The sequence below is a fragment of the Streptomyces atroolivaceus genome (assembly GCF_000717025.1).
Lineage (GTDB): Bacteria > Actinomycetota > Actinomycetes > Streptomycetales > Streptomycetaceae > Streptomyces > Streptomyces atroolivaceus.
The window spans coordinates 144,163-164,579 of record NZ_JNXG01000012.1 but is presented as its reverse complement, the minus strand read 5'-3'; the positions used below and the strand labels follow the sequence as shown (position 1 = coordinate 164,579).

At 71.2% G+C, this 20,417-nt stretch carries 23 protein-coding genes and 1 pseudogene; 8 read left to right on the top strand and 16 right to left on the bottom strand.

Going from position 1 to position 20,417, the window contains the following annotated elements; genetic code table 11:
- The first annotated feature begins 68 nt into the window (after positions 1-68).
- Positions 69-839 carry a type VII secretion system-associated protein gene (locus OO67_RS22830; protein WP_033303011.1) on the top strand — a complete coding sequence of 257 codons (771 nt, stop codon included), beginning with the start codon at positions 69-71 and terminating at the stop codon, positions 837-839.
- The gene (locus tag OO67_RS22825) at positions 832-1,608 is read left to right on the top strand and encodes a type VII secretion system-associated protein (protein ID WP_051709681.1); all 777 of its coding nucleotides are present in this window, start codon (positions 832-834) and stop codon (positions 1,606-1,608) included. Before OO67_RS22830 ends, OO67_RS22825 begins: the two co-directional genes overlap by 8 nt.
- A gap of 78 nt (positions 1,609-1,686) precedes the next feature.
- Here OO67_RS22825 and OO67_RS22820 read toward each other — a convergent pair whose 3' ends face one another.
- From OO67_RS22820 to rpmG, 10 genes are all read right to left on the bottom strand, one after another.
- Positions 1,687-2,028 (bottom strand): DUF3140 domain-containing protein, encoded by a 342-nt coding sequence (locus OO67_RS22820; RefSeq protein WP_033303010.1) that lies wholly within the window; start codon positions 2,026-2,028, stop codon positions 1,687-1,689.
- A 334-nt stretch (positions 2,029-2,362) separates the two neighbouring features.
- Complete coding sequence (locus OO67_RS22815) at positions 2,363-3,118, bottom strand: class I SAM-dependent methyltransferase (RefSeq protein WP_051709678.1); 756 nt, start codon at positions 3,116-3,118, stop codon at positions 2,363-2,365.
- A gap of 75 nt (positions 3,119-3,193) precedes the next feature.
- Positions 3,194-4,363, bottom strand: a complete 1,170-nt coding sequence (locus tag OO67_RS22810) for an aminotransferase class V-fold PLP-dependent enzyme (RefSeq protein ID WP_382056018.1) — start codon at positions 4,361-4,363, stop codon at positions 3,194-3,196.
- A 41-nt stretch (positions 4,364-4,404) separates the two neighbouring features.
- The gene (locus OO67_RS22805) at positions 4,405-5,724 is read right to left on the bottom strand and encodes a pyridoxal-phosphate dependent enzyme (protein WP_033303008.1); all 1,320 of its coding nucleotides are present in this window, start codon (positions 5,722-5,724) and stop codon (positions 4,405-4,407) included.
- On the bottom strand, positions 5,714-7,189 hold the full coding sequence (locus OO67_RS22800; RefSeq protein WP_382055953.1) for a Y4yA family PLP-dependent enzyme: 1,476 nt from the start codon (positions 7,187-7,189) through the stop codon (positions 5,714-5,716). The genes OO67_RS22805 and OO67_RS22800 overlap by 11 nt, the downstream gene beginning before the upstream one ends.
- 258 nt (positions 7,190-7,447) lie before the next feature.
- Entirely contained in the window at positions 7,448-7,750 is a 303-nt protein-coding gene (locus OO67_RS22795; RefSeq protein ID WP_033303007.1) for a hypothetical protein, read from the bottom strand.
- 209 nt (positions 7,751-7,959) lie between these two features.
- A complete protein-coding gene (rpsR, locus tag OO67_RS22790) occupies positions 7,960-8,208 on the bottom strand; it encodes a 30S ribosomal protein S18 (RefSeq protein WP_033303006.1) in 249 nt (82 codons plus the stop codon).
- A gap of 41 nt (positions 8,209-8,249) precedes the next feature.
- Positions 8,250-9,404, bottom strand: coding sequence for a CobW family GTP-binding protein (locus OO67_RS22785; protein ID WP_033303004.1), 1,155 nt, complete (start codon positions 9,402-9,404; stop codon positions 8,250-8,252).
- Positions 9,404-9,655: a type B 50S ribosomal protein L31 gene (locus OO67_RS22780; protein WP_033303002.1), complete on the bottom strand. Its 252-nt coding sequence runs from the start codon at positions 9,653-9,655 to the stop codon at positions 9,404-9,406. Before OO67_RS22780 ends, OO67_RS22785 begins: the two co-directional genes overlap by 1 nt.
- A 53-nt stretch (positions 9,656-9,708) precedes the next feature.
- Complete coding sequence (rpmG, locus tag OO67_RS22775) at positions 9,709-9,873, bottom strand: 50S ribosomal protein L33 (RefSeq protein WP_033303001.1); 165 nt, start codon at positions 9,871-9,873, stop codon at positions 9,709-9,711.
- Between the two features lie 67 nt (positions 9,874-9,940).
- Between rpmG and rpmB the strand changes: the two genes are divergently transcribed.
- The 3 genes from rpmB (at position 9,941) to OO67_RS38680 (ending at position 10,971) form a co-directional block, all read left to right on the top strand.
- The gene (gene rpmB / locus OO67_RS22770; protein WP_033302999.1) at positions 9,941-10,177 is read left to right on the top strand and encodes a 50S ribosomal protein L28; all 237 of its coding nucleotides are present in this window, start codon (positions 9,941-9,943) and stop codon (positions 10,175-10,177) included.
- Positions 10,177-10,482, top strand: a complete 306-nt coding sequence (gene rpsN, locus OO67_RS22765; RefSeq protein ID WP_033302997.1) for a 30S ribosomal protein S14 — start codon at positions 10,177-10,179, stop codon at positions 10,480-10,482. Before rpmB ends, rpsN begins: the two co-directional genes overlap by 1 nt.
- A gap of 231 nt (positions 10,483-10,713) precedes the next feature.
- The gene (locus OO67_RS38680) at positions 10,714-10,971 is read left to right on the top strand and encodes a hypothetical protein (protein ID WP_157841715.1); all 258 of its coding nucleotides are present in this window, start codon (positions 10,714-10,716) and stop codon (positions 10,969-10,971) included.
- A gap of 54 nt (positions 10,972-11,025) precedes the next feature.
- Here the strand turns inward: OO67_RS38680 and OO67_RS22760 are convergent, their stop codons facing one another.
- Positions 11,026-13,020, bottom strand: coding sequence for a heavy metal translocating P-type ATPase (locus OO67_RS22760; RefSeq protein WP_033302996.1), 1,995 nt, complete (start codon positions 13,018-13,020; stop codon positions 11,026-11,028).
- Between the two features lie 95 nt (positions 13,021-13,115).
- Between OO67_RS22760 and OO67_RS22755 the strand changes: the two genes are divergently transcribed.
- On the top strand, positions 13,116-13,505 hold the full coding sequence (locus OO67_RS22755) for an ArsR/SmtB family transcription factor (protein ID WP_033303034.1): 390 nt from the start codon (positions 13,116-13,118) through the stop codon (positions 13,503-13,505).
- A 225-nt stretch (positions 13,506-13,730) separates the two neighbouring features.
- A pseudogene (locus OO67_RS22750) lies at positions 13,731-14,455 on the top strand (phosphotransferase); the annotation flags it as partial.
- A 205-nt stretch (positions 14,456-14,660) separates the two neighbouring features.
- Here the strand turns inward: OO67_RS22750 and OO67_RS22745 are convergent.
- Positions 14,661-15,248 (bottom strand): sigma-70 family RNA polymerase sigma factor, encoded by a 588-nt coding sequence (locus tag OO67_RS22745; RefSeq protein ID WP_033302994.1) that lies wholly within the window; start codon positions 15,246-15,248, stop codon positions 14,661-14,663.
- 138 nt (positions 15,249-15,386) lie between these two features.
- Positions 15,387-16,157, bottom strand: coding sequence for a hypothetical protein (locus OO67_RS22740; RefSeq protein ID WP_033302992.1), 771 nt, complete (start codon positions 16,155-16,157; stop codon positions 15,387-15,389).
- Positions 16,158-16,303: 146 nt separating this feature from the next.
- Here OO67_RS22740 and OO67_RS40880 point away from each other — a divergent pair, with 146 nt between their 5' ends.
- Positions 16,304-16,444, top strand: a complete 141-nt coding sequence (locus tag OO67_RS40880) for an MmyB family transcriptional regulator (protein ID WP_382055948.1) — start codon at positions 16,304-16,306, stop codon at positions 16,442-16,444.
- 415 nt (positions 16,445-16,859) lie between these two features.
- Here OO67_RS40880 and OO67_RS22730 read toward each other — a convergent pair whose 3' ends face one another.
- The 3 genes from OO67_RS22730 to OO67_RS22720 all read right to left on the bottom strand — a co-directional run bounded on the left by OO67_RS22730 (position 16,860) and on the right by OO67_RS22720 (position 20,415).
- Complete coding sequence (locus OO67_RS22730) at positions 16,860-18,089, bottom strand: ABC transporter permease (protein ID WP_106972792.1); 1,230 nt, start codon at positions 18,087-18,089, stop codon at positions 16,860-16,862.
- 110 nt (positions 18,090-18,199) lie between these two features.
- Positions 18,200-18,913: an ABC transporter ATP-binding protein gene (locus OO67_RS22725; protein ID WP_033302991.1), complete on the bottom strand. Its 714-nt coding sequence runs from the start codon at positions 18,911-18,913 to the stop codon at positions 18,200-18,202.
- Positions 18,910-20,415 (bottom strand): peptidoglycan-binding protein, encoded by a 1,506-nt coding sequence (locus OO67_RS22720; protein WP_244300296.1) that lies wholly within the window; start codon positions 20,413-20,415, stop codon positions 18,910-18,912. Before OO67_RS22720 ends, OO67_RS22725 begins: the two co-directional genes overlap by 4 nt.
- Positions 20,416-20,417 lie beyond the last annotated feature (2 nt).

The window sequence follows — 20,417 nt, the reverse complement described above, 5'->3', positions numbered from 1 at the left end:
TGAGATGTCCTCGTGTCTTCCTCTGCCAGCCGGGCATCCGCGCGGCGTGACTGTATGGAGCGACCCCCATGCCGACTTCTGACGGACGGCCGGACGCCGTCCGCGGGCCGATACCTCCTCCCGGCGCGGCGCCCGCGGGCGTGTCCGTGCGTCCGTCCGTACCCGTAGGGCGGGAACACGCGCACTTCCCGGCGCCGCCCGAGGAGATCGTCGCGGCGGCCCGCACCGCTCCCGACCACTGGCTGTCGGTGACCGACCGGCACTGGCTCGGCGAGACGGACGACGAGCCCCCGCCCCCCTGGGCCGTGCTCGGCCGCTGGCGCAGCGACGCCCACGGCGAGATCGCCGAGTGGGAGGCCAACCCGGACTACCGCCCCTCACCCGCCGCACTCGGGTGGGCCCCACCGGTCAGCGACGCCGACGCCGCCGTGCACCTGGCTGCCACCGGTTACGGTCCGGACGCGGATGTCGCCGAGGCTCTCGCGGAGGCCGGCACCGTGGCGGTGTGCGTGGCCGACGACGGGGAGCCGGCGTGGACGCGGGCACCCGGCGGCGCCCTCGCGGCGCCCGTCTTCCCTGTGGCGCCGCAGGCGTCGGCGGACCGCCTTCCCGTGCACGTGCTGATGGCGCTCCCCGACCTCCTCGACCGGCTGCCGGCCGGCCGGGACGTGATGTTCCTCAGCGCCTCCGCTCCGGCCGCACTGCTCGTCCCGGCGGACGATCTGCGGGCACGGTGGGCGGAGGTGACCGGCGGATCCGGACCCGACGCCCCGGCCCGGGCCGCCGGGCGCCCCCACACCGACTCAGGTACCCCCAGCAAGCGAGGACATGATGAGTGAGCTCGGCACCGGAACCCCCGCCGCCCCCCTGGACCCCGCCCCTCCCGAGGAGTTTCTCCAGGCCGCCAGGCTCGCACCCGACCACTGGCTCTACCTGCCCGATCCCGCCTGGCAGGGGGAGGGCCCGCCGCCGGAGTGGGCCGTGGTCGGGCAGTGGCGTTCCGACTCCGAGGGCGAGATCGTCGAGTGGGAGGACAACGAGGACTACAGGCCGTCCCCCGAGGCGATGGGGTGGCCCGAGCCCGCCGACGACGTGGACCGCGCCGTCCAGCTCGCCACCACCGGGTACGGCCCGGCGGAGGACGTCACGGCGGCCCTGGCCAGGGCCGAGGTCGCGGTGCTGGTCACGGCGGGGGGTGAACCGGTGAGCGCGTCGGCGCCCGACGGCACGGCGGTGGTCCCGGTCTACACGTCCCCGCGCTACCTCCAGGCCGCCGGGCGGCTGGGGTTCGAACGCCTGCCGGTCGCGGACCTGATCGCCCGCATCCCTCCGGACCACGGCCTGTGCATCAACAGCTCGGCCCAGGTCAGCATGGTGCTGGGCGCGGACGGGCTCGCACAGGTGCTGCGGGAGGCCGCGGGGGAGGCGGGGGGCGAGGCAGGGGCACACCGCGGGACCCCGGCCACCGAGGCTCCCGCTCCCGGGGCCGACGGGCCGGACCAGGGGGAGCCCGCAGCACCGCAGGCCTCGAGCACGCAGACGGACAGCGCATCCGGGCTCACGGCGACGTCCGACGGGGGAGTGGCGAAGGACGCCGAGAACCGGTGAGAGCCGACAGGGCGTGCGACGCGTCGTTCCGACGAGTGACCCATGGCGCTCACGCGGATCCGCGTGGAGAACAAGAGGTCACTTCTCGGGGTCGTGGCCCCAGTTCATCAGGGAGTAGCGCCAGCGGGTGTCGCTGACGTCACCTTCGGGACGCTGCTGGACGTGCCGCCGCACATAGCCGGTGACCTTGCGCATATGGGAGAGATCGCTCTCGGTCAGGTCACCCTTCCGGGTACGCAGCAGCGCCACGATCCGGCGGCCGGAAGCATGCCCGGTGGACTCCCCACCGCCGTTCTTCTGACCGGCCTGCCGCGACTGCTCGGTGTCGAGCCACTTCTCCAGCTCGCCGGCGGTCATGTTCACGGCCTCGCCGAAGCGGTCGAGGGTCTCCTGCCGCTCCTCGTCGTCTCCGTCGCTCATGACCCCCAGCCCTTCCTGTGCGGCGACTCCGGCTCGTGGACCGCGTTCCTGTCCTGCTCCGCCATGGTGAGGCCCTTCCGCCGGTCGGCCGTGGCCGGACCCGGGCCGGCGTTCGCGGCCCGGCACAGCCAGGATCGCGGCTGTGCGCTCCCCGCGCACGGCGACGGAGGCCGTGGCTCCGGTCACGGGACGTGCTCGCGGGGCTCTCCGCACGCCGGCGGGCCTCGGAGGTACCACCGGCCGGGTCGGGTGCCGGGCCTGCTGCCCCGGTGCTCGCGGGCACGGAGGCGCCGCCCCGGAGGCGTTCCCCGCTCTGTGCGACCGCGCTCCGCCGCTACTGACGGATGGCGACGAGGACGTAACTGTTGCCCACCTGCCAGACCGGGCTGGCATGGCCGAAACCTGCCTCGGCCAGCAGCTCGACGTGTCTGCCGAGCGTGACGGCGCAGTCGGCATGGACGGGTCCCGGCTTACGGCGTTCGGCACACAGCTCCCTCAGCTCGGGCTCGTTCTCGACGGCGGACCACCATGCCTCCCAGTCCTCATGATCGAAGGCGTGCCGGCGCTCGGCCCGGCGGACCCCGACGAACTCGGCGATCTCGGCGAAGCCGGCCTCTTCCTGCGACAGGTGGTCGGCGTTGATCAGTACGCCACCGGGCCGCAGCAGTGCGGTCAGCTCCGCGTAGGTGGTACGCAGCACACTCTCGGGGAGGTAGTGGAGCGCCGTGGTCGACACGACCGCGTCGACCGTCCCCTGGAGTCCGAGGGCCCGGGTCCAGCCCTCGTCGCCGATCACCGCCTCGACGTACCGGGCGGCGTCCGGATGGCGGGCGCGGGCGAGCGCCAGCAGCAGCGGGTCCATGTCGACGGCGACGATCTCCGCCTGCGGCAGGCGCTCGGTCAGTCGTGCGGGCAGCGAGCCGGGGCCGCACCCCAGGTCCAGCACGCGGGGGCTGGGGTGACCGGACGTCACGTGTTCCACGACGTCCGCGACCACGGTGAAGCGTTCCTCCCGGTCGATCGCGTAACGCTGCTGCTGTTGCTCCCAGCGGTCCACCCACAGCCGGGCCGTCGACGTGCTCACGCTCATCTTGCAGTACCACCTCTACGCGTTCGTTCCGCTGTGTGCCTCCGAATCTACAGGTGAAAACGATTGTCATCGGCACTAGGTCAACCCGGCGAGGACCTCCAACAACCGGTCTACCTCGTGCCGGGTGTTGTAGGCGTGCACACTGACCCGGACGGAGCTGCGGTTCTCACCGGCCCGGCCCTGGCAGAGACCGTCCGCCCGCACCATGAAGCCGTGGCTGAAGAGGATGAACCCCAGGTCGACCGCATGGACGTCCCGGTGTCTGAACGTCACGATGCCGTGCCGCTGCTGCACGGGAGAGTGCTCTGCCAGGCTCAGCTGGCACCCCACCACTTCGTACGGCGCCAGCGCCCTCAGCCCCTCCGTCAGCCGCGCGGCCAGCCCGACGGTCCACCGTTCGATCCGCTCCAGCCCGGCCCGGTCGAGCCAGTCCAGGGCGGCACCCAGGCTCGCGACGCCCACGGTGTTCGGCGTGCCGCTCCAGCCGCGCGGCGCGAACGGCGTCCCGCGCACGCCGCGGGACCACACGGCCCCGGAGCCTGGCAGGGCCAGTGCCTTGTGCCCGGAGAAGACGGCGAAGTCGACGTCCAGCTCCTTCACGGAGACGGGAAGGTGGCCGACGCTCTGGGCGGCGTCCAGGCAGATCACCGCGTCAGGCCCCACCACCCGCCGGATCCGGTGCACGTTCATGTCCCCGCCATAGACGTGATGGACGTGGGTGGCCGCCACGAACCGCGTGCGGGGGGAGACGAGCCCGGCGAGCCCGTCCGTGTCGTAGTCACCGGAGGAGGCCTGGTAGGGCATCTCCTGGACGGTGATCCGGGTCCCCTGCCGGGCCAGCGACTCCACAGCCTCCAGCCAGGGTGAGGCGTTCGCCTCGTGATCGGCGAAGGGGACCACGATCTCGTCCCCGTCGCGGAGTTCGCGGGTGAGCCAGTCCAGGGCCACACGGCGCAGCCCTTCGGTGGTGCCGCTGACGAAGTGGACTGCCGAGGTGTCCGGATCCGGGTCGTCGAGGAAGGCCTTGACCCGCTCGCGTGTCTCCTCGATCAGACTCGTGGTCCTGTTGGCCCACGGGTAGGTGCCGCGTCCCGCGTTGGCGTTGGACGTCGTCAGGTACTCCTGGACCGTGTCCAGGACCGCCTGCGGCTTCTGTGTGGTCGCGGCGCTGTCCAGATAGGCGAGTTCGGGGTGACCGGTGACGATCGGGAACTGCGCGCGGAGGGCGCTGTTCCAGGCGGTCAGATCGTCCGCGTTCCTGTCCGCCGCCTCACCGTGCGCGGGAGTCACTCCCGTACCAGCGGTGCGCCCGCGTCGCGCCAGGCGATGATGCCACCGTCCAGGCTGCGCACGTTCGGATGGCCCATCCGGGTGAGCAGGGCCGCGTATCTCAGGGACTGCTCGCCGACGGGACATGCGAGCAGCACCGGCCGGGCCTTGCTGAACGGCAGCCCGCCACGCACGAGATCCGCGAAGAGTTCGTCGACGATGTTGATCGACCCCTCGATGTGCAGCGCCGCGTAGGCGTAGGGACTGCGCATGTCCACGACGAGTGGCCTCTCCTTCGCCATCCACTCCCGGGCCTCGGCCACTCCCACGGCGGCCGTTCCGCTCAGCTCCTCGGGGGTGACGGACGCGGCCGAGTCGTTCCGCGGTCGCAGGCCGAGGAGTTCGGGACGGCGCTTCCTGATGTAACTCAGATAACTCTCGACACGGTCGCAGACGATGAAGACGGCTGTCGCGGGTTCGGTGAGCTGCGGTCCTATGTCCCGGAGGTACCGGACCGCTCCGAAGTACGCGGCTCCGCCGGTCGGTCCGGCAAGGATCCCGCATCGCCGGACGAGCGTCAGAAGTCCGTCTATGGCTTCGGCGGACGTGACCTTCTCGATGGTGTCGTAGGTGAGGGGATCGAAGATGCCGACTTCCTGTACTTCGTCGATGTTCCTGATCCCCGGAACGAAGTCCGACTTGTCCGCGACCAGTCCGACCACACCGACCTTCGGGTTCCGGTCCCGTAACGCCCGTGCCACCCCGGTGGAGGACCCGGCGGTCCCGACACCGGAGATGAACCAGTCCGGCGCCCGGCCGTCGAGGTCGGCCACGATCTCGGGTCCGGTGCCGGTTTCGTGGGCCTCCGCATTGCGTGCGTTGTAGTACTGATCGGTGTGGAGGTACGTGTTCCCAGGTTCGTCGAGGCTCCGGTGGAACAGGGTGAGGGGGTCCTCCGGGTTCGTGGGGTCGAGGCATTCGCTCTGGCCCGGCAGCTCCTCGATCTCGGCTCCCAGGAGAAGGAGCATCTCCCTCATCTCCGGAATCTTCATCCGGTTGGTGACGCTCTTGAAGCCGATGCCGTGCATCCCGGCTATGGCGGCGAGTGCCTTCGCCGTGTTTCCGCTGGACAGCTCGACGATCTGACTTCCCCGTTCGACGGCCGCGGAGAGGCCCGGGCGGACCATGTTCCAGGCTGCCCGGTCCTTCAGCGAACCGAAGGGGTTGCAGAACTCGAGCTTCGCGTAGAGGTCGATGTTCTGCAGGCCGTGGACGTGAGGGGCGATGCGCACCAAGGGTGTGTCGCCGACCGTCTCGATGATGCTCTCAAACCTCATGTGCGTCCCCCGCGGAATGTATGGGCCAGTACTGGTCGTCCAGACGCCACTGCCAGCCGTCGGCGTCCCGGTAGGCCGCCACCTTCCGGGCGAGCGGCCGTCGCTGGGCGTGCTGGGCGCTGAAGTCCATGCAGTATCCGGCTGTGTTGGGAAACGCCAGGAGGTCGCCCCGGGCCGGCAGGCGGCGGAGGAAAACCGTCCTGCGTGTGATGAGATCGGACTCGAGGCACAGATTCCCGTGCAGGTGGACCCCGAAGGGCTCCGCGGTGTCCTCTGCCGCCTCCCACGGCTTGTCGCGGTGAAGGACGATCGGATCCAGAAGGATGCCGTGTTCCTCCAGGGCGCAGTCGTCGGAGTTCATCGCCAGGCTCACCGCGTGCGTGCCGTCCGACTCGCGCCGCGTCTCCAGCACGCGTGCCAGGGTCAGCCCGCATTGGTCCAGCAGCGCCCGGCCGGGCTCGACGCACAGGTCGTACAGGTTCTCCAGCAGCAAGGTCGCCAGTGGGCGCCCGAGCGTGGGGGCGGGGGTGCGCAGGAGCTCGTCCAGGTAGTCGGCCCCGGCGAGCGAGCGATGGGAGGGGTAGAGCTCCAGGCTTCCACGGAGGGTTCCTCCTTCACTGCTCAGCCCGTACGAGTGGCTGCGCCAGGCGAGAGCCTCGCGTCTGCCCATGGCAGCCGAGGTCAGCTGGCTGGTGTAGCGCTCCCACTGCGCTCCGTCGGCGAGATAGCTGACCCCGAATCCGCCGCCGATGTCGATCACCCGCGGACGCATTCCCCGCGCACGGCATTCGTCCATGGCCCGTACGCACCCCTCCAGGGCCAGGGCCTTCTCCTCGAGGCTGGTGGTGTCCAGGTGGTAGGAGACGCCGATGACCTCCACCGCGTCGTGGTGCTGCCCGCAGGCGTCCAGCAGCCCGGTCAACTCCGATGCCGGGGAGCCGAACCTGCTGCGGCGGCTCAGGAACTTCACCCCGGTGCCGGAGAAGTCCGACAGCCGCAGCAGCACCCGCACCCGTGGCAGGCCGTGGTGGCGCACCAGCGTGGCGAGGGACTCCAGCTCGGCGTGTCCCTCGATGTTCACCGTGACGCCGGTGCGTGCGGCCAGCCAGAGGAACTCCGGTTCCTTCGGCCCCGTCGCGCCGATGCGCTCCGGGGTGAACCCGGAGGCCAGCGCGTGCTGCAGTTCGCCGAGCGACGCCACATCCATGGCCGCCTCGGTGGCCGCCAGACGGCGTACCAGTGCGCTCGACCTGTTGGCCTTGTGGGCGAAGCAGATCTCCCCCTCCAGACGGTGGCGGCGGTACACGGAGCGGAACCGGGAGACGTTCTCGACGATCCGATCCGGGAGCACCACATTGAGGGGGGACCCCAGCCCGTCGACGAGGTCGTGCAGGAAGCGGGGTGAGGTCAGTAAGGACGTCAGTGGTTGTTCGAGCTTCGGGTCCAGGAACAAGGGGACAGCCAACAGCGGCACTCGCCTCTCAGTGGGGCAGCGACGACTCGACTGCCGGTGGCACTGGTGGCGCCGCCGCAAGTGATGGGTCAGCTCATCGGGACGATTGTCGTATCCATGATGTCCAGGCCGAGCGGCCTCTATGCCTGCTGCATGCATGAACGTGTACAGCGACAGGCGCCGGTGCGATGTCTCCGCACCGGCGCCTGTCATGTCCGCGCATGCCACCCGATCGGACGATGCCGGCCGGCTTTCAGTCGTGAAGGCCGGTCAGTGATCGTCCCAATGCCCGTCGTGTGAGGCGTGCCGATGGCCGTCGTGGACGTAGTCGACGTGGTCCTCGTGCGGCACGGCCACATGGCCGCAGTCCCGTCCGTGCGCGTGCTCGTGCCCCTCGTGCATCGTGTGTGCCGGGCTCACGCACTCGTCCACATGGTCTTCGTGGGCGCGGTGCAGGTGATTGTCGTGCGCGTAGTCGACGTGGTCGTAGTGCGGGATCGCCACGTGGCCGCATCCTGGGGCGTGCTGGTGAGCGTGCGCGGGGTGGGGGTGGTGCGCCGTGGTCGTGGACATCTCGCTGACTCCTTCGTGGTCTCGCTGTCTGAAGAACCCGGATTGGTCCGCCGGAGGAGAATTGGCGGATATTTCCGGCATATCTGGCAGCGTAAGCCTGTCGGGCCGCCGCGACACCTCCGGGCGCGCCGCCGGGGCTCCGTCCGGTCACCAAGGGTCTTCGGGCACCACTCCGTGTCATTCCGGAGCGGCAGCCCCCGGGCCTCGGATCACTTGCCGGAGCTGGAGCCGGAGTAGGGCAGCAGCGCCATCTCGCGGGCGTTCTTGATCGCGGTGGAGACCTGTCGCTGCTGCTGGGCGCTGATGCGGGTGACCCTGCGGCTGCGGATCTTGCCCCGGTCGGAGATGAACTTGCGCAGGAGGTCGGTGTCCTTGTAGTCGATGTAGGTGATCTTCGCCGTGTCGATCGGGTTCGGGCGGTCCTTGGCGGGCTTACGGGGTTCCTGGTGGCGAGCCATGGGTCCTTCCTCATGGGGCTGGGTGTGGTTGGGCGAGGCGGTCAGCGAACCGGGTCGAGGAACTCGTCGAAGGCGGCCGGCAGGTTCTTCCACGCCGCACGGCCCGCTGTGTACTCGGCGTCGGTCAGAAGGCAGGAATCGAGTAGAGCGGTCAGCCCGTCCCGGTCCAGGCCGGGAGAGATGAAGACCAGGTGCTGGCAGCAGTCTCCGTGCTCCGGATGCCAGTCCAGGGCGGCGGCCGCCCGTCGGACCGGTGGAACCATGTCCCAGGCGGCGTCCGGCAGGGACGCGAGCCAGGGGCCGTTGTCCTCGACGCAGAGCGCGCCGCCTGCGGCGTCCCAGGACAGGAGGGTGTCGGGGCGGTCGGCGAGCCAGAACCGGCCCCGACTGCGGGCGGCCGCACAACTCAGGTCCTCCAGTGCGTCGTACAGGCGCTCCGGATGGAACGGACGGTGCTTGCGCCACACGAGAGTGCTGACGCCGGCCTCCTCGGCGTCCTGGGGCAGCAGGGCGCAGGCCGGATGCTGGCCGGCGCCGGCAGCGTCCACGTCGAACCCGGCGAGAGCCAGTTCCGTCAACTCGGCCGATCCCGCCGAAGCCTGAGGTGCCGTCGGGTGCAACTGGCTGATCAGCGCGCGGTCCGCCTCGTCCGCCTGGCCGTCGTCGACGAGGGCGATCGCCGACGCGTACTCCAACTGCCGGGCCCAGGTGTCGCCGACGGTCCGCCGGTCGGTGGCCGCGGCTGCGAGACCTGCTTCGGCGAGGTCGTCGCCGTTGGCGAGGTAGGGCAGGACGAGGGCTGGATCGACGGCGGTGATCACGCCGGTCAGTTGGAGCACGCCCTTGCCGTGTGCGGCGACGACCTCGGCCATCGCCCGGGGTTCGACGGAGTCCCAGAGCTCTACGACGGCCATCCGGGTCACCCCGTCGGCCGCCAGGCGTGCCAGCTCGGGCAACAGGTCCTCACGCAGGGCGCAGCAGGCGCAGTCGTTCACCAATGGGGCCTCGCCGCTGGAGACGACCCCGGAGGTGTCCCTTACGGTCCGGTGCACCGTGCCGGTCTCCGCCGTCGCCAGGTCGTGGTGCAGTGCGACGCTGTGAGGCACCTCCCGCAGCAGCCCCTCCACGACCTCGTGGCGTGCGTCCGAGTGCAGCCCGTCGACGAGGACGACGGGGAGCTTGCGCTTGTCCTCCATCACCGGCCCTCACGGCCGTAGCGTCGCTCGAAGCGTTCGACGCGTCCAGCGGTGTCCATGACGCGGGCGGTTCCGGTGTAGAAGGGGTGGCTCGCGGAGGAGATCTCCACGTCGACGACCGGGTAGGTGTTGCCGTCCTCCCACTCGACGGTCCGGTCGCTGGTCAGGGTGGAGCGGGTCAGGAAGGCGAAGTCGGCGGCCCTGTCGCGGAAGACGACGGGACGGTAGGCGGGGTGGATTCCTTGCTTCACGGCGGTTCCCTGGGGGTCGGGGGCGGAGGGTGTGGGGCGGGGGAGTCGCGGTGTCAGCGTTCCTCGCGGAAGTCGACGTGACGGCGGACGAGCGGATCGAACTTCCGCAGCACCAGCCGGTCGGGGTCGTTCCGGCGGTTCTTGCGGGTGACGTAGGTGTAGCCGGTTCCCGCGGTGGAGCGGAGCTTGATGATCGGGCGTAGTTCGTTGCGAGCCATGCCGCTACTATATGACAATGGTTTCCATTTTCAATATGGCCCAGGTCGATGAGAGGCAGGTAACTTCATGTCCGCCCACTGTCAACTGACCGGCGCGCAGCCGGGCTTCGGCAACAACATCTCCCACTCGCACCGGCGCACATCGCGCCGGTTCGATCCGAACATCCAGCGCAAGCGCTACTGGCTGCCCGGTGAAGGACGGCACGTACGCCTGGTGCTGAGCGCCAAGGCGATCAAGACGATCGACACCATCGGCATCGAGGCGGCCGTCGCCCGCATCCGGGCGCGGGGGGTGAACGTCTGATGGCCAAGAAGAGCAAGATCGCGCAGAACGAGAAGCGCAGGGCGACCGTCGAGCGGTACGCCGCACGGCGTGCGCGGTTGAAGAAGATCATCCGCCGGCCCGGCGCCACGGAGGCCGAGCGGGTCGCGGCGGTCGAGGAACTGCGCCGCCAGCCGCGTGACGCCAGTGCCACCCGGGTGCGCAACAGGGACAGCGTCGACGGCCGCCCCCGCGGCCACCTGCGGAAGTTCGGCCTGTCCCGGGTCCGGATGCGCGAACAGGCGCACGCCGGATTCCTTCCAGGAGTGACCAAGTCCTCCTGGTGACACCTCGGGGCCGGTGGCGGGTGGGAGTGCGGTGGCGGGCCGTGACGCCGCCGGTCACCGTCTGTCTCCCCTGGCCGCCCGGGCCCTGAGCGAGTGCCGGGCGGCCGCCGGAGCCGCCGGCGCTCTCCTCGGGCCGGTGCCGGGCTCCTCCTCCCCGGCACCGGCCATCCTCCTGAGGGGCCCGCGGGCGGGCATCGTCGAGTGCCACGCGCAGAGGCGCACCCTCGCGTCGTGGCTCCGGCACGACTGCTGCGGGGATGGCGGACCGAGAGCGTCCTCACCGGAGTGCGGCTCCACGAGCAGGCCGTCCGGCACGCTCTGGAGGCAGTCCTGCCGACCGGCCGGAAGCCGGCGCGGGGGCGGGGAGGGGGCATGGGCCTCTGCCCCCTGCCCCGTACCCGCTGCTCGCGGGGGAGCCGGGTGTCGGGGCGGGCCTCGCCGGTGGGTGGCGGGGCGACCATCACCTCCGTACGGCAGCTGCCCCGGTAGGCGGCGACCGCAGCCCGCCTACCGGGGCTGCTGCCGTCTCCCGGCCGCGACGGCTCAGCGCTCGGCCCCTACGGGTGCGCAGGCCCGGTCCCAGGCCGCATCGCGCAGCAGGCGCAGGCCGTTGAGTCCCACGATCACGGTGGAGCCCTCGTGGCCCAGCACTCCGAGCGGGAGCGGCAGATGGCCGACCAGGTCCCAGAGGACCAGACCCGAGATGAACACTCCGGCGATGACCAGGTTCTGCACCACCAGACGGCGGGCGGCCCTCGACAGGTTCACCACGGCGGGGACGGTGGCCAGTTCGTCACGGACGATGACTGCGTCCGCGGTCTCCAGGGCGAGGTCGGAGCCTGCGCGGCCCATCGCGATGCCGGTGTGAGCGGCGGCGAGCGCGGGAGCGTCGTTGACCCCGTCTCCGACGACCAGAACCCTGCGTCCGGCCTTCTCGAGCTCCTTGACGGCGCTCACCTTGTGCTGCGGCAGCAGTTCGGCGCGGACGTCGCTGATACCGACCTCCGCGGCCAGGCGGGCGGCGGCGCGCGGGTTGTCGCCGGTGAGCAGGACCGGCCCCCTGCCGGTCAGTGCGGCCAGGCCGGCAACAGTGGTGGCGGCGTCGGGACGCAGTCGGTCGGAGACGCCGAGGACGCCGACAGGCAGGCCGTCGCGTCGGACGATCACAGCGGTGCGCCCGCCGTCCTCCAGGGCGGCTGCCACAGCCGAGGCGTGAACCGCGGCCGGATCGTCCCGGGCGTCAGACAGGCGGGACGGGGCGCCGATGGCGATGGAGGCGCCATGGACGCTGGCGGTGACGCCCACGCCCGGCGTCGAGGTGAAGTCCCGCATCTCCGGGACACTCAGGTCGCGGCTGCGTGCGGCGTCGACCACGGCACGCGCGAGGGGGTGCTCGCTGGGGCGCTCGGCCGCCGCGGCGAGGCTCAGCAGGGCGTCCTCGTCCAGGCCTGAGCCGGCCAGGGGGTGGATGTCGGTGACGCGCGGGGTGCCCTCGGTCAGCGTGCCGGTCTTGTCCAGGGCGACCGTGTCGACCTGCCCGAGTCGTTCCATCACCACGGCGGACTTCACCAGCACGCCGTGCCGCCCCGCGTTGGCGATCGCGGACAACAGCGGTGGCATGGTGGCCAGCACCACCGCACACGGCGAGGCCACGATCATGAAGGTCATCGCCCGCAGCAGCGAGCCGGTGAGGTCGGCGCCGAAGCCCAGAGGAATCGCGAAGACGGCCAGGGTCGCGAAGACCATGCCGATGCTGTAGCGCTGCTCGACCTTCTCGATGAACAACTGCGTAGGCGCCTTGGTCCCGGAGGCCTCCTCGACCATGGCGACGATCCGGGCGATCACGGACTCGGAGGCGTCCCGTTCCACCCTGACCCGCAGAGCGCCGGTTCCGTTGAGAGTGCCCGCGAAGACGTCGTCACCGCGTTCCTTGGGCACCGGCAGCGGCTCTCCGGTGATGGTCGCCTGGTCGATCTCGCTGGCTCCCGCAAGCACCCGTCCGTCAGCGCCGACCCGCTCGCCCGGCCGGACGAGGACCGTGTCACCGACCGCGAGTTCCGCGATGGCGACCGTCTCCTCCGTTCCGTCGTCGGCCAGACGGGCGGCCGTGGCCGGGGCCAGGTCGAGCAGCCCGCGCACGGCATCCTGCGTGCGCGCGGTGGCCAGTGCCTCCAGAGCGCCGGAGGTGGCGAAGATGACGATCAGCAGTGCGCCGTCCATCACCTGCCCGATCGACGCCGCGCCGATCGCCGCCACGATCATCAGCAGGTCCACATCCAGCGTTTTCTCCCGCAGCGCCGCAAGCCCCGCCCAGGCGGGCTCCCAGCCGCCCGTGATGTAGGCCGCCGCATACAGCGGCCCCCAGAGCCAGGCCGGCGCGCCGGTCAGCTGGAGCGGCAGAGCGGTCAGGAACAACAGGAGGGCGGCCGCGGCCCAGCGGGCCTCGGCCAGGGCGAAGACCCGGGTGCGACGCCGTGGAGCCGCGCCGGGGGAGGCCGGCGCCGTCCTCTCGGGGCGTTGGCGCAGGGCAGGAGGCATGACGGGACAACCCTTCACGGGCGGACGGGGGCAACACGACCACCGTACAGGAACATATGAACAGGTCTTCATGTGTTGTCGGTAAGATGACCCTCATGGGTCACGGAGCCGACAGCAGGAACGACGCCACCCCCCGCGAACGCCTGGACGCCGCGGGTGCCACCGACGTCGCCTCCACCCTTCAGGCGCTGGCCACGCCGTCACGGCTGTACATCCTCGCCCGCCTCCAGGAAGGCCCGTGCGCGGTCGGAGACCTCGCCGAAGCGGTCGGAATGGAGGCATCCGCCTGCTCTCACCAACTCCGCCTGCTACGCAACCTCGGACTGGTCACGGGCGAGCGCCATGGCCGTTCCATCGTCTACGCCCTCTACGACCACCACGTCGCCGAGCTCCTGGAGCAAGCGCTCTTCCACGTGGAGCACCTGCGACTGGGACTGCGGGACGCTCCCCCCTCCGAGGCGGTGCGGGCCGCGCCCGGGGAGTAGGCCGGGCTGCCGCTCCGCGGCTCGACCGGCGCGGGGGGCGGATGACGGGTGGCACGCCCGGAACCCCTGATGTGCGGTGTGGCACAACTGACGGGCATGCCGAGGATGTTCGCATCACGACGCACCCTGATCCGGCTGCCCCCTCCTCGGTCCGCGACGATGCCGTGCCCCGGCGCCCACGGTGCAGCTGTCGGGCCGGGCAGTCCTGACGCCCCCTGACCAGGGGAACATGCCTGGCTGCCCGTCCTCGCCCCGCACCTTCCCCTGCAGATCCCCGTTCCCCAGCGTCTCGGCGAGCCCTCCGGAAGGCTTCCGCGGCCCTGGCTCGTCACCACCTGGGTGCCGGGCGAGCCCGCCGACCGCGCCCCCGCGACGCGCGCCGAGGAATCGGCCGTCACCCTGGCCACCTTCCTGACAGCCCTTCACCGCCCCGCCCCCGACGGGGCGCCCGCAGGACGAGACCGCGGGGGCCCGCTGGCCGACACCGCCGAATCCTTCACCCGAGGGCTGGCCTCGGCCGCCGGACGAGGGCTGGTCCGCGACCCGGACGCCGTCCGCGCGGTCTGGGAGGACGCCGCCGCCGCGCCCGCATGGGCAGGCCCGGCAGTGTGGCTCCACGGGGACCTCCATCCAGCCAACATCCTCACCGCGACGGCACCTTCTGCGGTGTGATCGACTTCGGTGACCTGTTCGCCGGTGACCCCGCCTGCGACCTCGCCGCCGCCTGGGTCCTGCTGCCGGACGGCGCCGTCGACCTTTTCCACGCGGCCTACCGGCCGAGCCCGGACACCGCGACCCTGCGCCGCGCCCGCGGCTGGGCGGTGCTGCGCGCCCTCGGCGGCATCCACATCGGGGACGCCGGCGTCCACGGCCGCCCCGGAGGCAAACCCACCTGGGGCCCGCCCGCCCAGGCCGCCCTGCGACGCCTCACCGCAACGGTCCACCAGTGATCAAGCACCCCCGCGGGGAGAAGGAGACGAGGCGTGCCATGGGGCGGGGCCGGCCGGCAGGCCGCCCGGCCGTGGCGCCCCGCCCCTCGCCGACCCGAGATGCTTCCCGGGGTCGGCGAGAGGCGGGAGCGGCTGGTCGAGGCCGTCCACGACCAGGCTGCTTCCGGTGCGGGTCCCGAGCAGCCGAGGTGACCACCCTCCTCGGTCAGCAGGCCGGTGCGGGCTCCGCCTTCTCGTCGAGCATTGCGGTGAGCATCGAGCGGGCGCGCGAGACCCTCGATCTGACCGTGCCCACCGGGCACGCGCTGGTGCGGGCGGCTTCGTCGTAGGGCAGGTCCAGCACCTGTGTCAGGAAGAACGCCTCACGGCGTTCGCCCGGCAGCGATTCGATCAGCGCCATCAAGACGATTCCCTCGTCGAAGCCGGGCAGGTTGCGGGGCTGACTGCGCTCCGCGGCTGTCTGCCAGTCGGAGGTGTCGGCCGGCCGCGGCCGGGAGGCGGCGCGCCTGAGGCTGTCGACGACGGCCCGCCGGGCGATGGTCAGCAGCCAGGACCGTGCTGAACCACGGCCTTCGAAGAGGTGGACGTTGCTCACGGCGCGCAGGAACGTCTCCTGCACGAGGTCGTCAGCTGCTTGGGCGTCGTCCGCGAGGCAGGCCACGTAGCGCCGCACGTCACTGTGGAGCGCGACAAAGACGCGCCCGAAGGCATCACCGTCGCCGGCCGCGGCGTCGATGGCCCACGCGGTGACATCGTCCTCGGTCACCGCGTGGTGGAGCAGTGCATGGATCATCGGAACGGTTCCTTCCGGGAAACCCGGACGAGGGCGCATCGATCGGGCACACCTCGGAGCCGGGGCAGGGAGAATCGCCCGCGCTGCGCGCACGGGCGTACGCCGACGGCGTGGTCCGCGGTCGACGTGATCCGGCTGTCAGCAGACAGCGGTCTCCCGCGGGGGTCCCCGCGTGACGAGTGTGTGCACGAGCGGAAGGAGGCGCGGTCGGCTTCCCGGACGGTCCACAGGAGGCGCCGGTGGAGGCGTCGGCAGGGGCCTGAGCGCACTGAGGAGTGACAGGGGGATGTGGAACCGGTCCGCCACGGCCCTCAGGATCTGGAACGCCGCGCGCTCGCCGCAGGCGAGCCACAGCCCGCACAGCAGGGCCGCGATGGCGTGCGCGGCGAGCATGCCCCAGGACATGGCCCCGGTCATCGTGTCCATGTCGTGCAGGTGCTGCCCCGCTTGAACGCCGTGTGACGCGTGGCCGAGGGCGAGTATGGCGGAGGATCCGCCCTCGAGCGGAGGGAGCCGCATGCTGTCGATGAGGCCGGCCTGTTCAGCGATGTCGTAGGCGCGTGCCGCCGCCGCCGGGTCCTGGTGCGGACCGCACAGGAGAGCATCCGCCCATCGCAGTGCCAGGACGGGACTGCCGGCCCGGGCCGGTTGCTGTTCCGTCTGGATCAGTACGAAGACACCGTGCAGGGCCGCCTGCACCGCGAGGGTGAGACCGACGACGCCGGCGGGCCCCCGTTCTCTGCCCGCCACGAGCCACCCCAGCGCCCCGACACCGCCCGCGCACACGGCCAGGGCCCACCAGGGGACCGGTCGTCCCGACATGAGGACGTGGCCGGATGATGCCAGGGCCACGCACACGGCCGCGAACAGCGCGGACCGCAGAGCGCGTAACTGCCACCCCATCGACATGGCAACCGATCCTGGCATCCTCCCCGGGGGGCCCGGGTCCCGGGGTGGGAACCTGGGTCACGCCTCCTTCCCAAGCTCTCGGCTCCGATCGAGCACGGGACCCCCCATCCTGGGATCCATCTGCGGGCCCACGCCGGCCGGGGCCCGTGGAACTCCGCACCCGCTGGGGAGCACACGACGTCCGTCGGCACGGCACCGGCACCAAGCGGTTCCAGCACCCCGCCATCGGCGTACTCGCCCTGGCCTACGAGTCCCTCGACCTGGCCGTGGAACCGGCCTCCACATGACCGCCTGCACCGCCGCGCCAGGCTGCCCCTCGGAAGAGGGCCTGCTTCTGCTCGCCTCTCTCGCCACCACCGAAGACAGCACGCCTGCCACGCGGCGTCCTTCGGGCCTGTGCCTCGACGGGGCAACCGGCAGTCACCTCAGGTGGGTTCAGTGGACGACCCACCCCCGCAGCCCCGTTCGTGCGCGGCCGTTCTCGGTGCACGGCCGACCGGCGCCACCACCCCTGGCACACGGGGCCACTCTCCGGAATTCCGGCTGGTTGAACCGCCCGGCGTCCCTCGGCGTCGGTTCAGAGCGACGGGAGGCGGCGTGCCGTAGAAGCTGAGGGGCGGCCAGCCCTCGGCCCGGGCGCGTGTGGGCAGTGCCCGGGCCACCTCGAGGGGCGTGATGTCCTGTGCGGCGGAAGGCCCTCGCCTATCGGCGCAGGGCCTCTGCCGGTTGGACGCGGGACGCACGCAGCGCCGGGTAGAGACCGGCGAGCAGCCCGGTGCACAGGCCGATGAGCGGCGCGGCGGCGACGGTGCCGGGGTGGATCACAGGGGTCCAGTCGCGCAGGACGGCCACCAGAAGGACGGTGAGGGTGCCCAGACTGGTGCCGAAGAGCCCTCCCCACGAGCCGAGGGCAGCCGATTCGGCGAGGAATTGGAGTGTGATGTGCCGACCCCGTGCGCCCAGCGCGCGGCGGAGGCCGATCTCGCCCGTGCGTTCCAGGACGGCGACCAGGGTGGTGTTGGCGATGCCGACTGCGCCGATGGCCAGACAGACGGCGGCCATGAGGAGGAAGAGCTGGCTCAGGTCGCTGGTGACGTCGGCCCGCAGTGTCTTCGGGTCGGGCGGAGGTATGGACCGGAGGTATTCGGGGTGGTCCGGGCGTAGCGCCGTGGGTGCCTCGTGAGCGATCTGCCGGGCCGCGCCGATCTGGGTGGAGATCAGCATCTTCGCGGGTTCATCGGTGGGTTCCCCCCAGAGCGCGAGCCCGGTGGAGCGGGGAACCACGACCGACAGCAGCAGGTTGGCCTTGCGTTCGACATCGGCGACGATGCCTATCACCGTGAAAGGTGTGTCACCGATGAAGATTGCCGGGTGGGTCTCCAGGGTGGTGATGCCCATCCGGGAGGCGAGCCCCGCACCGATGACCGCCACTTGCTCGGCGTGCTCCTCGTGGAAGGCGTCGAAAGTGCGGCCCTGAGCCATCGTCGGGTCCGCGGCTCGCAGGACACCAGGAGAGGCGGCGACCACCGTGGACCGCTCTCCCTCCTTCGAGGCCGGCGAAGATCTCACGGAGTTCGCCTCGTCCAGTCGCACCGTCCAGTAGACGCCGGCGTCCTTGACCCCGTTCAGTGCCTCGATGCGTCGGTCGGCATCCTTCGGGAACGCCAGGCCGGCATACGGGTTCCGGTCACTCGCGACGTCCTCGACGTTCACCTCGGTGGCGGTGAGGACCGAGAAGCGGGCGTCGATCTGGGAGGACGTGGTCGAAGTCAGCCCAAGAATGGCGACGAAGGTGCCGACCCCGAGCACCGTACCCATGGCTGTGAGCGCCGAGCGGGCCGGACGTTGCAGCAGCCCGGCCAGCGACTCCGACAGCAGATCGCGGATGTCGAAGGTGGAGGGTGCAACAGCGGCGCTGCGGCTTCTGCGCATGCGTCGGCCGAACCGCCGCTTCTGCAGGGCCGGACGCGGGTGTGCCGACTCCCCGCCGGCCTCACGGCCTGCTCGCTGAGACGCGTCGGGTACCTCGTCGAGTCGTTCACTCATGACGCGGCCACTCCCGGTCCCTGCTCGTCCAGTACCCCGTCCCGGATGGTGATGGTCCGCCTCCCACGGGCGGCGACGGCCGGGTCATGAGTGATCACGAGTACCGTCATGCCGTCCGCGTGCAACTCCTCGAGCAGCGTCAGCACGGACTCGGCGTTCCGGGTGTCCAGGTTTCCGGTGGGCTCGTCACAGAGAAGCAACGACGGCCGGCCCGCCACGGCTCGTGCGATCGCCACGCGCTGACGCTCACCGCCGGACAGACGGGTGGGAAGAGCGTCCAGCCGGCCGGAGAGCCCGACCCGTACCAGCGTCTGCCGGGCGCGGGCGGCGCGTTCGGTGCGCGGGACGCCGTTGTAGGTCATGCCAAGGATCACGTTCTCCAACGCGGTGCGGTGCGGCAGCAGATGGAAGGACTGGAACACGAAACCGATCCTTCGGCCGCGCAGGGCGGTGCGCTCCGCGTCCTTCAGCGCCCCGGTGTCCATGCCGTCGAGGAGATAGGTGCCGCCGGTGGGCGCGTCCAGCAACCCCGCGATGTTCAGGAACGTCGACTTACCCGATCCGGAAGGCCCGACCACACTCACGAAGTCGCCGCGCCCGACGCGCAGTGTGCAGGGCTTGAAGGCCTCCACCGGTGGTGGGCCGGGATAGGTCAGCGCCGTGCTCCTGAACTCGATCACCGGCGGGACGTGATGGTGCCGTGCCGTCACCTCTGCATCCCCGTAGTGCCCTTCACGCCCGTGATCACCCTGTCACCTGCGGCCAGAGCACCGTCGTCGGCCGGGTTCACGGCCAGGAAGCCGTCTGCGCTGGTGCCGGCCCTCACTGCTACGCGGCGCTGCTTGCCGCTCTCCTCCAGCACGGTGACCGTGCTCCTGCCGTCCGCACCCGAAGAGACAGCGGTGACCGGGACCACCAGCGCCTTCCCCTCGGTGGACCCCGTCTCGATGGTGAGTCGCATGTCCTCGCCGAGTACCTTCGAGGACAAGGCCTCGCCCGGCTTGACCACGATCAGATACCCGTCGGGCGTGGCGGGTACGGCGCCCGACGCCGTCCCCTCCTCCCCGCCGGCGGATGCCGGGTCGGTGCCGGCGGAGAGGGAGAGGGAGTCAGCGACCGAGCTGACCTCACCCTTCACCACCGCTCCCGACAGTTCGGAGAGGATCTCGACGGGGTGTCCGGCCCTGATCAGCCCCTTCTGGGTCTCCTGTACATAACCGTGCACCACCAGTTCCCCTGCGGCGAGGGTCAGCGCCGCTCCGTCTGCCGGCGACCCGATGGCAGAGGACACCTTCGCGACGTGTGCCGGAAACCCGCGCAGGAACACCACCTCTCCGGAAGGCAGCATCGGCCCCGCGGCGGCCTCCGCCTCGGCGAGCAGATCCTCGGCCTTCTGCAGGTCCTCGGCGGCCCTCGCCAGGATCGTCTCCGGATCAGTGCCTCCCTTACCGTCCTCCGCACCGTCGGAAGCAGCAGCCGTGCGAGAGGGGCCGGAGGTGGATTCGAGCGCCTTCCGGGCGTCCTGGTAAGCGCGTCGGGCGGTGGTCTCCGCCTCCCGGGCCGCCCCGATCTTGTCTTCCTCGTCCGGCGAGGCGGGCAGCGCGTCGTAACCGATGTCCCGGTAGAACGCGCTCAACGCGGTCTTCGTACCGGCTCCGAACGTTCCTGGGGCGTCGCGCCCGGTGTGGTGTCCGAGGGACGCGAGGGCCTTCTGCAGTTGCCTGACGTCGTCGCCCACACTGCCGGGCTTGAGGTCCCGGTACACCGGCAGAGTCCCCTTCATCACGAACACCGGCCGACCGGAGACCTCCAGCACGACCTGGCCTTCGGAGACCCTGTCCCCAGCCCCTACCGGCAACTTGGTCACCACGGTCCGCGTCCCGCTGTCCCCGGTCTCCGCCAACACGGGTGTGACCTCGACGGACTGCCCCGCAGTCACGGTCCCGCGCAGGATCACGGAATCCTTCAGCACCCGCTCGTCCACCACCGCACTGAGGACATCGGGCTCGGGCGCCGCCGCGTCCGCCGCGGCCTGTGCCGGTGACTTGATCAGAGTCGAGGCCCCGACGCCCGCCCCTGCCAGCAGCACGGCACCTGCCGCCGCCGTCACCACCCACCGCCGCCGCGACAGGACCGTCCCGGAGACCGCCGGTCCGTCGTCCCGGCTCGGCTCCTCACCGACGTCGTCGCCCACGCTCCTCGTGACGGTCACCG

Excerpts from the sequence above, each read along its gene's own strand:
- OO67_RS22820 (WP_033303010.1), bottom strand. The coding sequence starts at position 2,028 with ATGAGCGACGGAGACGACGAGGAGCGGCAGGAGACCCTCGACCGCTTC.
- rpmB (WP_033302999.1), top strand. The coding sequence starts at position 9,941 with ATGTCCGCCCACTGTCAACTGACCGGCGCGCAGCCGGGCTTCGGCAAC.
- OO67_RS22830 (WP_033303011.1), top strand. The coding sequence starts at position 69 with ATGCCGACTTCTGACGGACGGCCGGACGCCGTCCGCGGGCCGATACCT.
- OO67_RS22760 (WP_033302996.1), bottom strand. The coding sequence starts at position 13,020 with ATGCCTCCTGCCCTGCGCCAACGCCCCGAGAGGACGGCGCCGGCCTCC.
- OO67_RS22740 (WP_033302992.1), bottom strand. The coding sequence starts at position 16,157 with ATGTCGATGGGGTGGCAGTTACGCGCTCTGCGGTCCGCGCTGTTCGCG.
- rpsR (WP_033303006.1), bottom strand. The coding sequence starts at position 8,208 with ATGGCTCGCCACCAGGAACCCCGTAAGCCCGCCAAGGACCGCCCGAAC.
- OO67_RS22815 (WP_051709678.1), bottom strand. The coding sequence starts at position 3,118 with ATGAGCGTGAGCACGTCGACGGCCCGGCTGTGGGTGGACCGCTGGGAG.
- OO67_RS22730 (WP_106972792.1), bottom strand. The coding sequence starts at position 18,089 with ATGCGCAGAAGCCGCAGCGCCGCTGTTGCACCCTCCACCTTCGACATC.
- OO67_RS22745 (WP_033302994.1), bottom strand. The coding sequence starts at position 15,248 with ATGATCCATGCACTGCTCCACCACGCGGTGACCGAGGACGATGTCACC.
- OO67_RS22805 (WP_033303008.1), bottom strand. The coding sequence starts at position 5,724 with ATGAGGTTTGAGAGCATCATCGAGACGGTCGGCGACACACCCTTGGTG.
- rpmG (WP_033303001.1), bottom strand. The coding sequence starts at position 9,873 with ATGGCTCGCAACGAACTACGCCCGATCATCAAGCTCCGCTCCACCGCG.
- rpsN (WP_033302997.1), top strand. The coding sequence starts at position 10,177 with ATGGCCAAGAAGAGCAAGATCGCGCAGAACGAGAAGCGCAGGGCGACC.
- OO67_RS22755 (WP_033303034.1), top strand. The coding sequence starts at position 13,116 with ATGGGTCACGGAGCCGACAGCAGGAACGACGCCACCCCCCGCGAACGC.
- OO67_RS22795 (WP_033303007.1), bottom strand. The coding sequence starts at position 7,750 with ATGTCCACGACCACGGCGCACCACCCCCACCCCGCGCACGCTCACCAG.
- OO67_RS22825 (WP_051709681.1), top strand. The coding sequence starts at position 832 with ATGAGTGAGCTCGGCACCGGAACCCCCGCCGCCCCCCTGGACCCCGCC.
- OO67_RS22785 (WP_033303004.1), bottom strand. The coding sequence starts at position 9,404 with ATGGAGGACAAGCGCAAGCTCCCCGTCGTCCTCGTCGACGGGCTGCAC.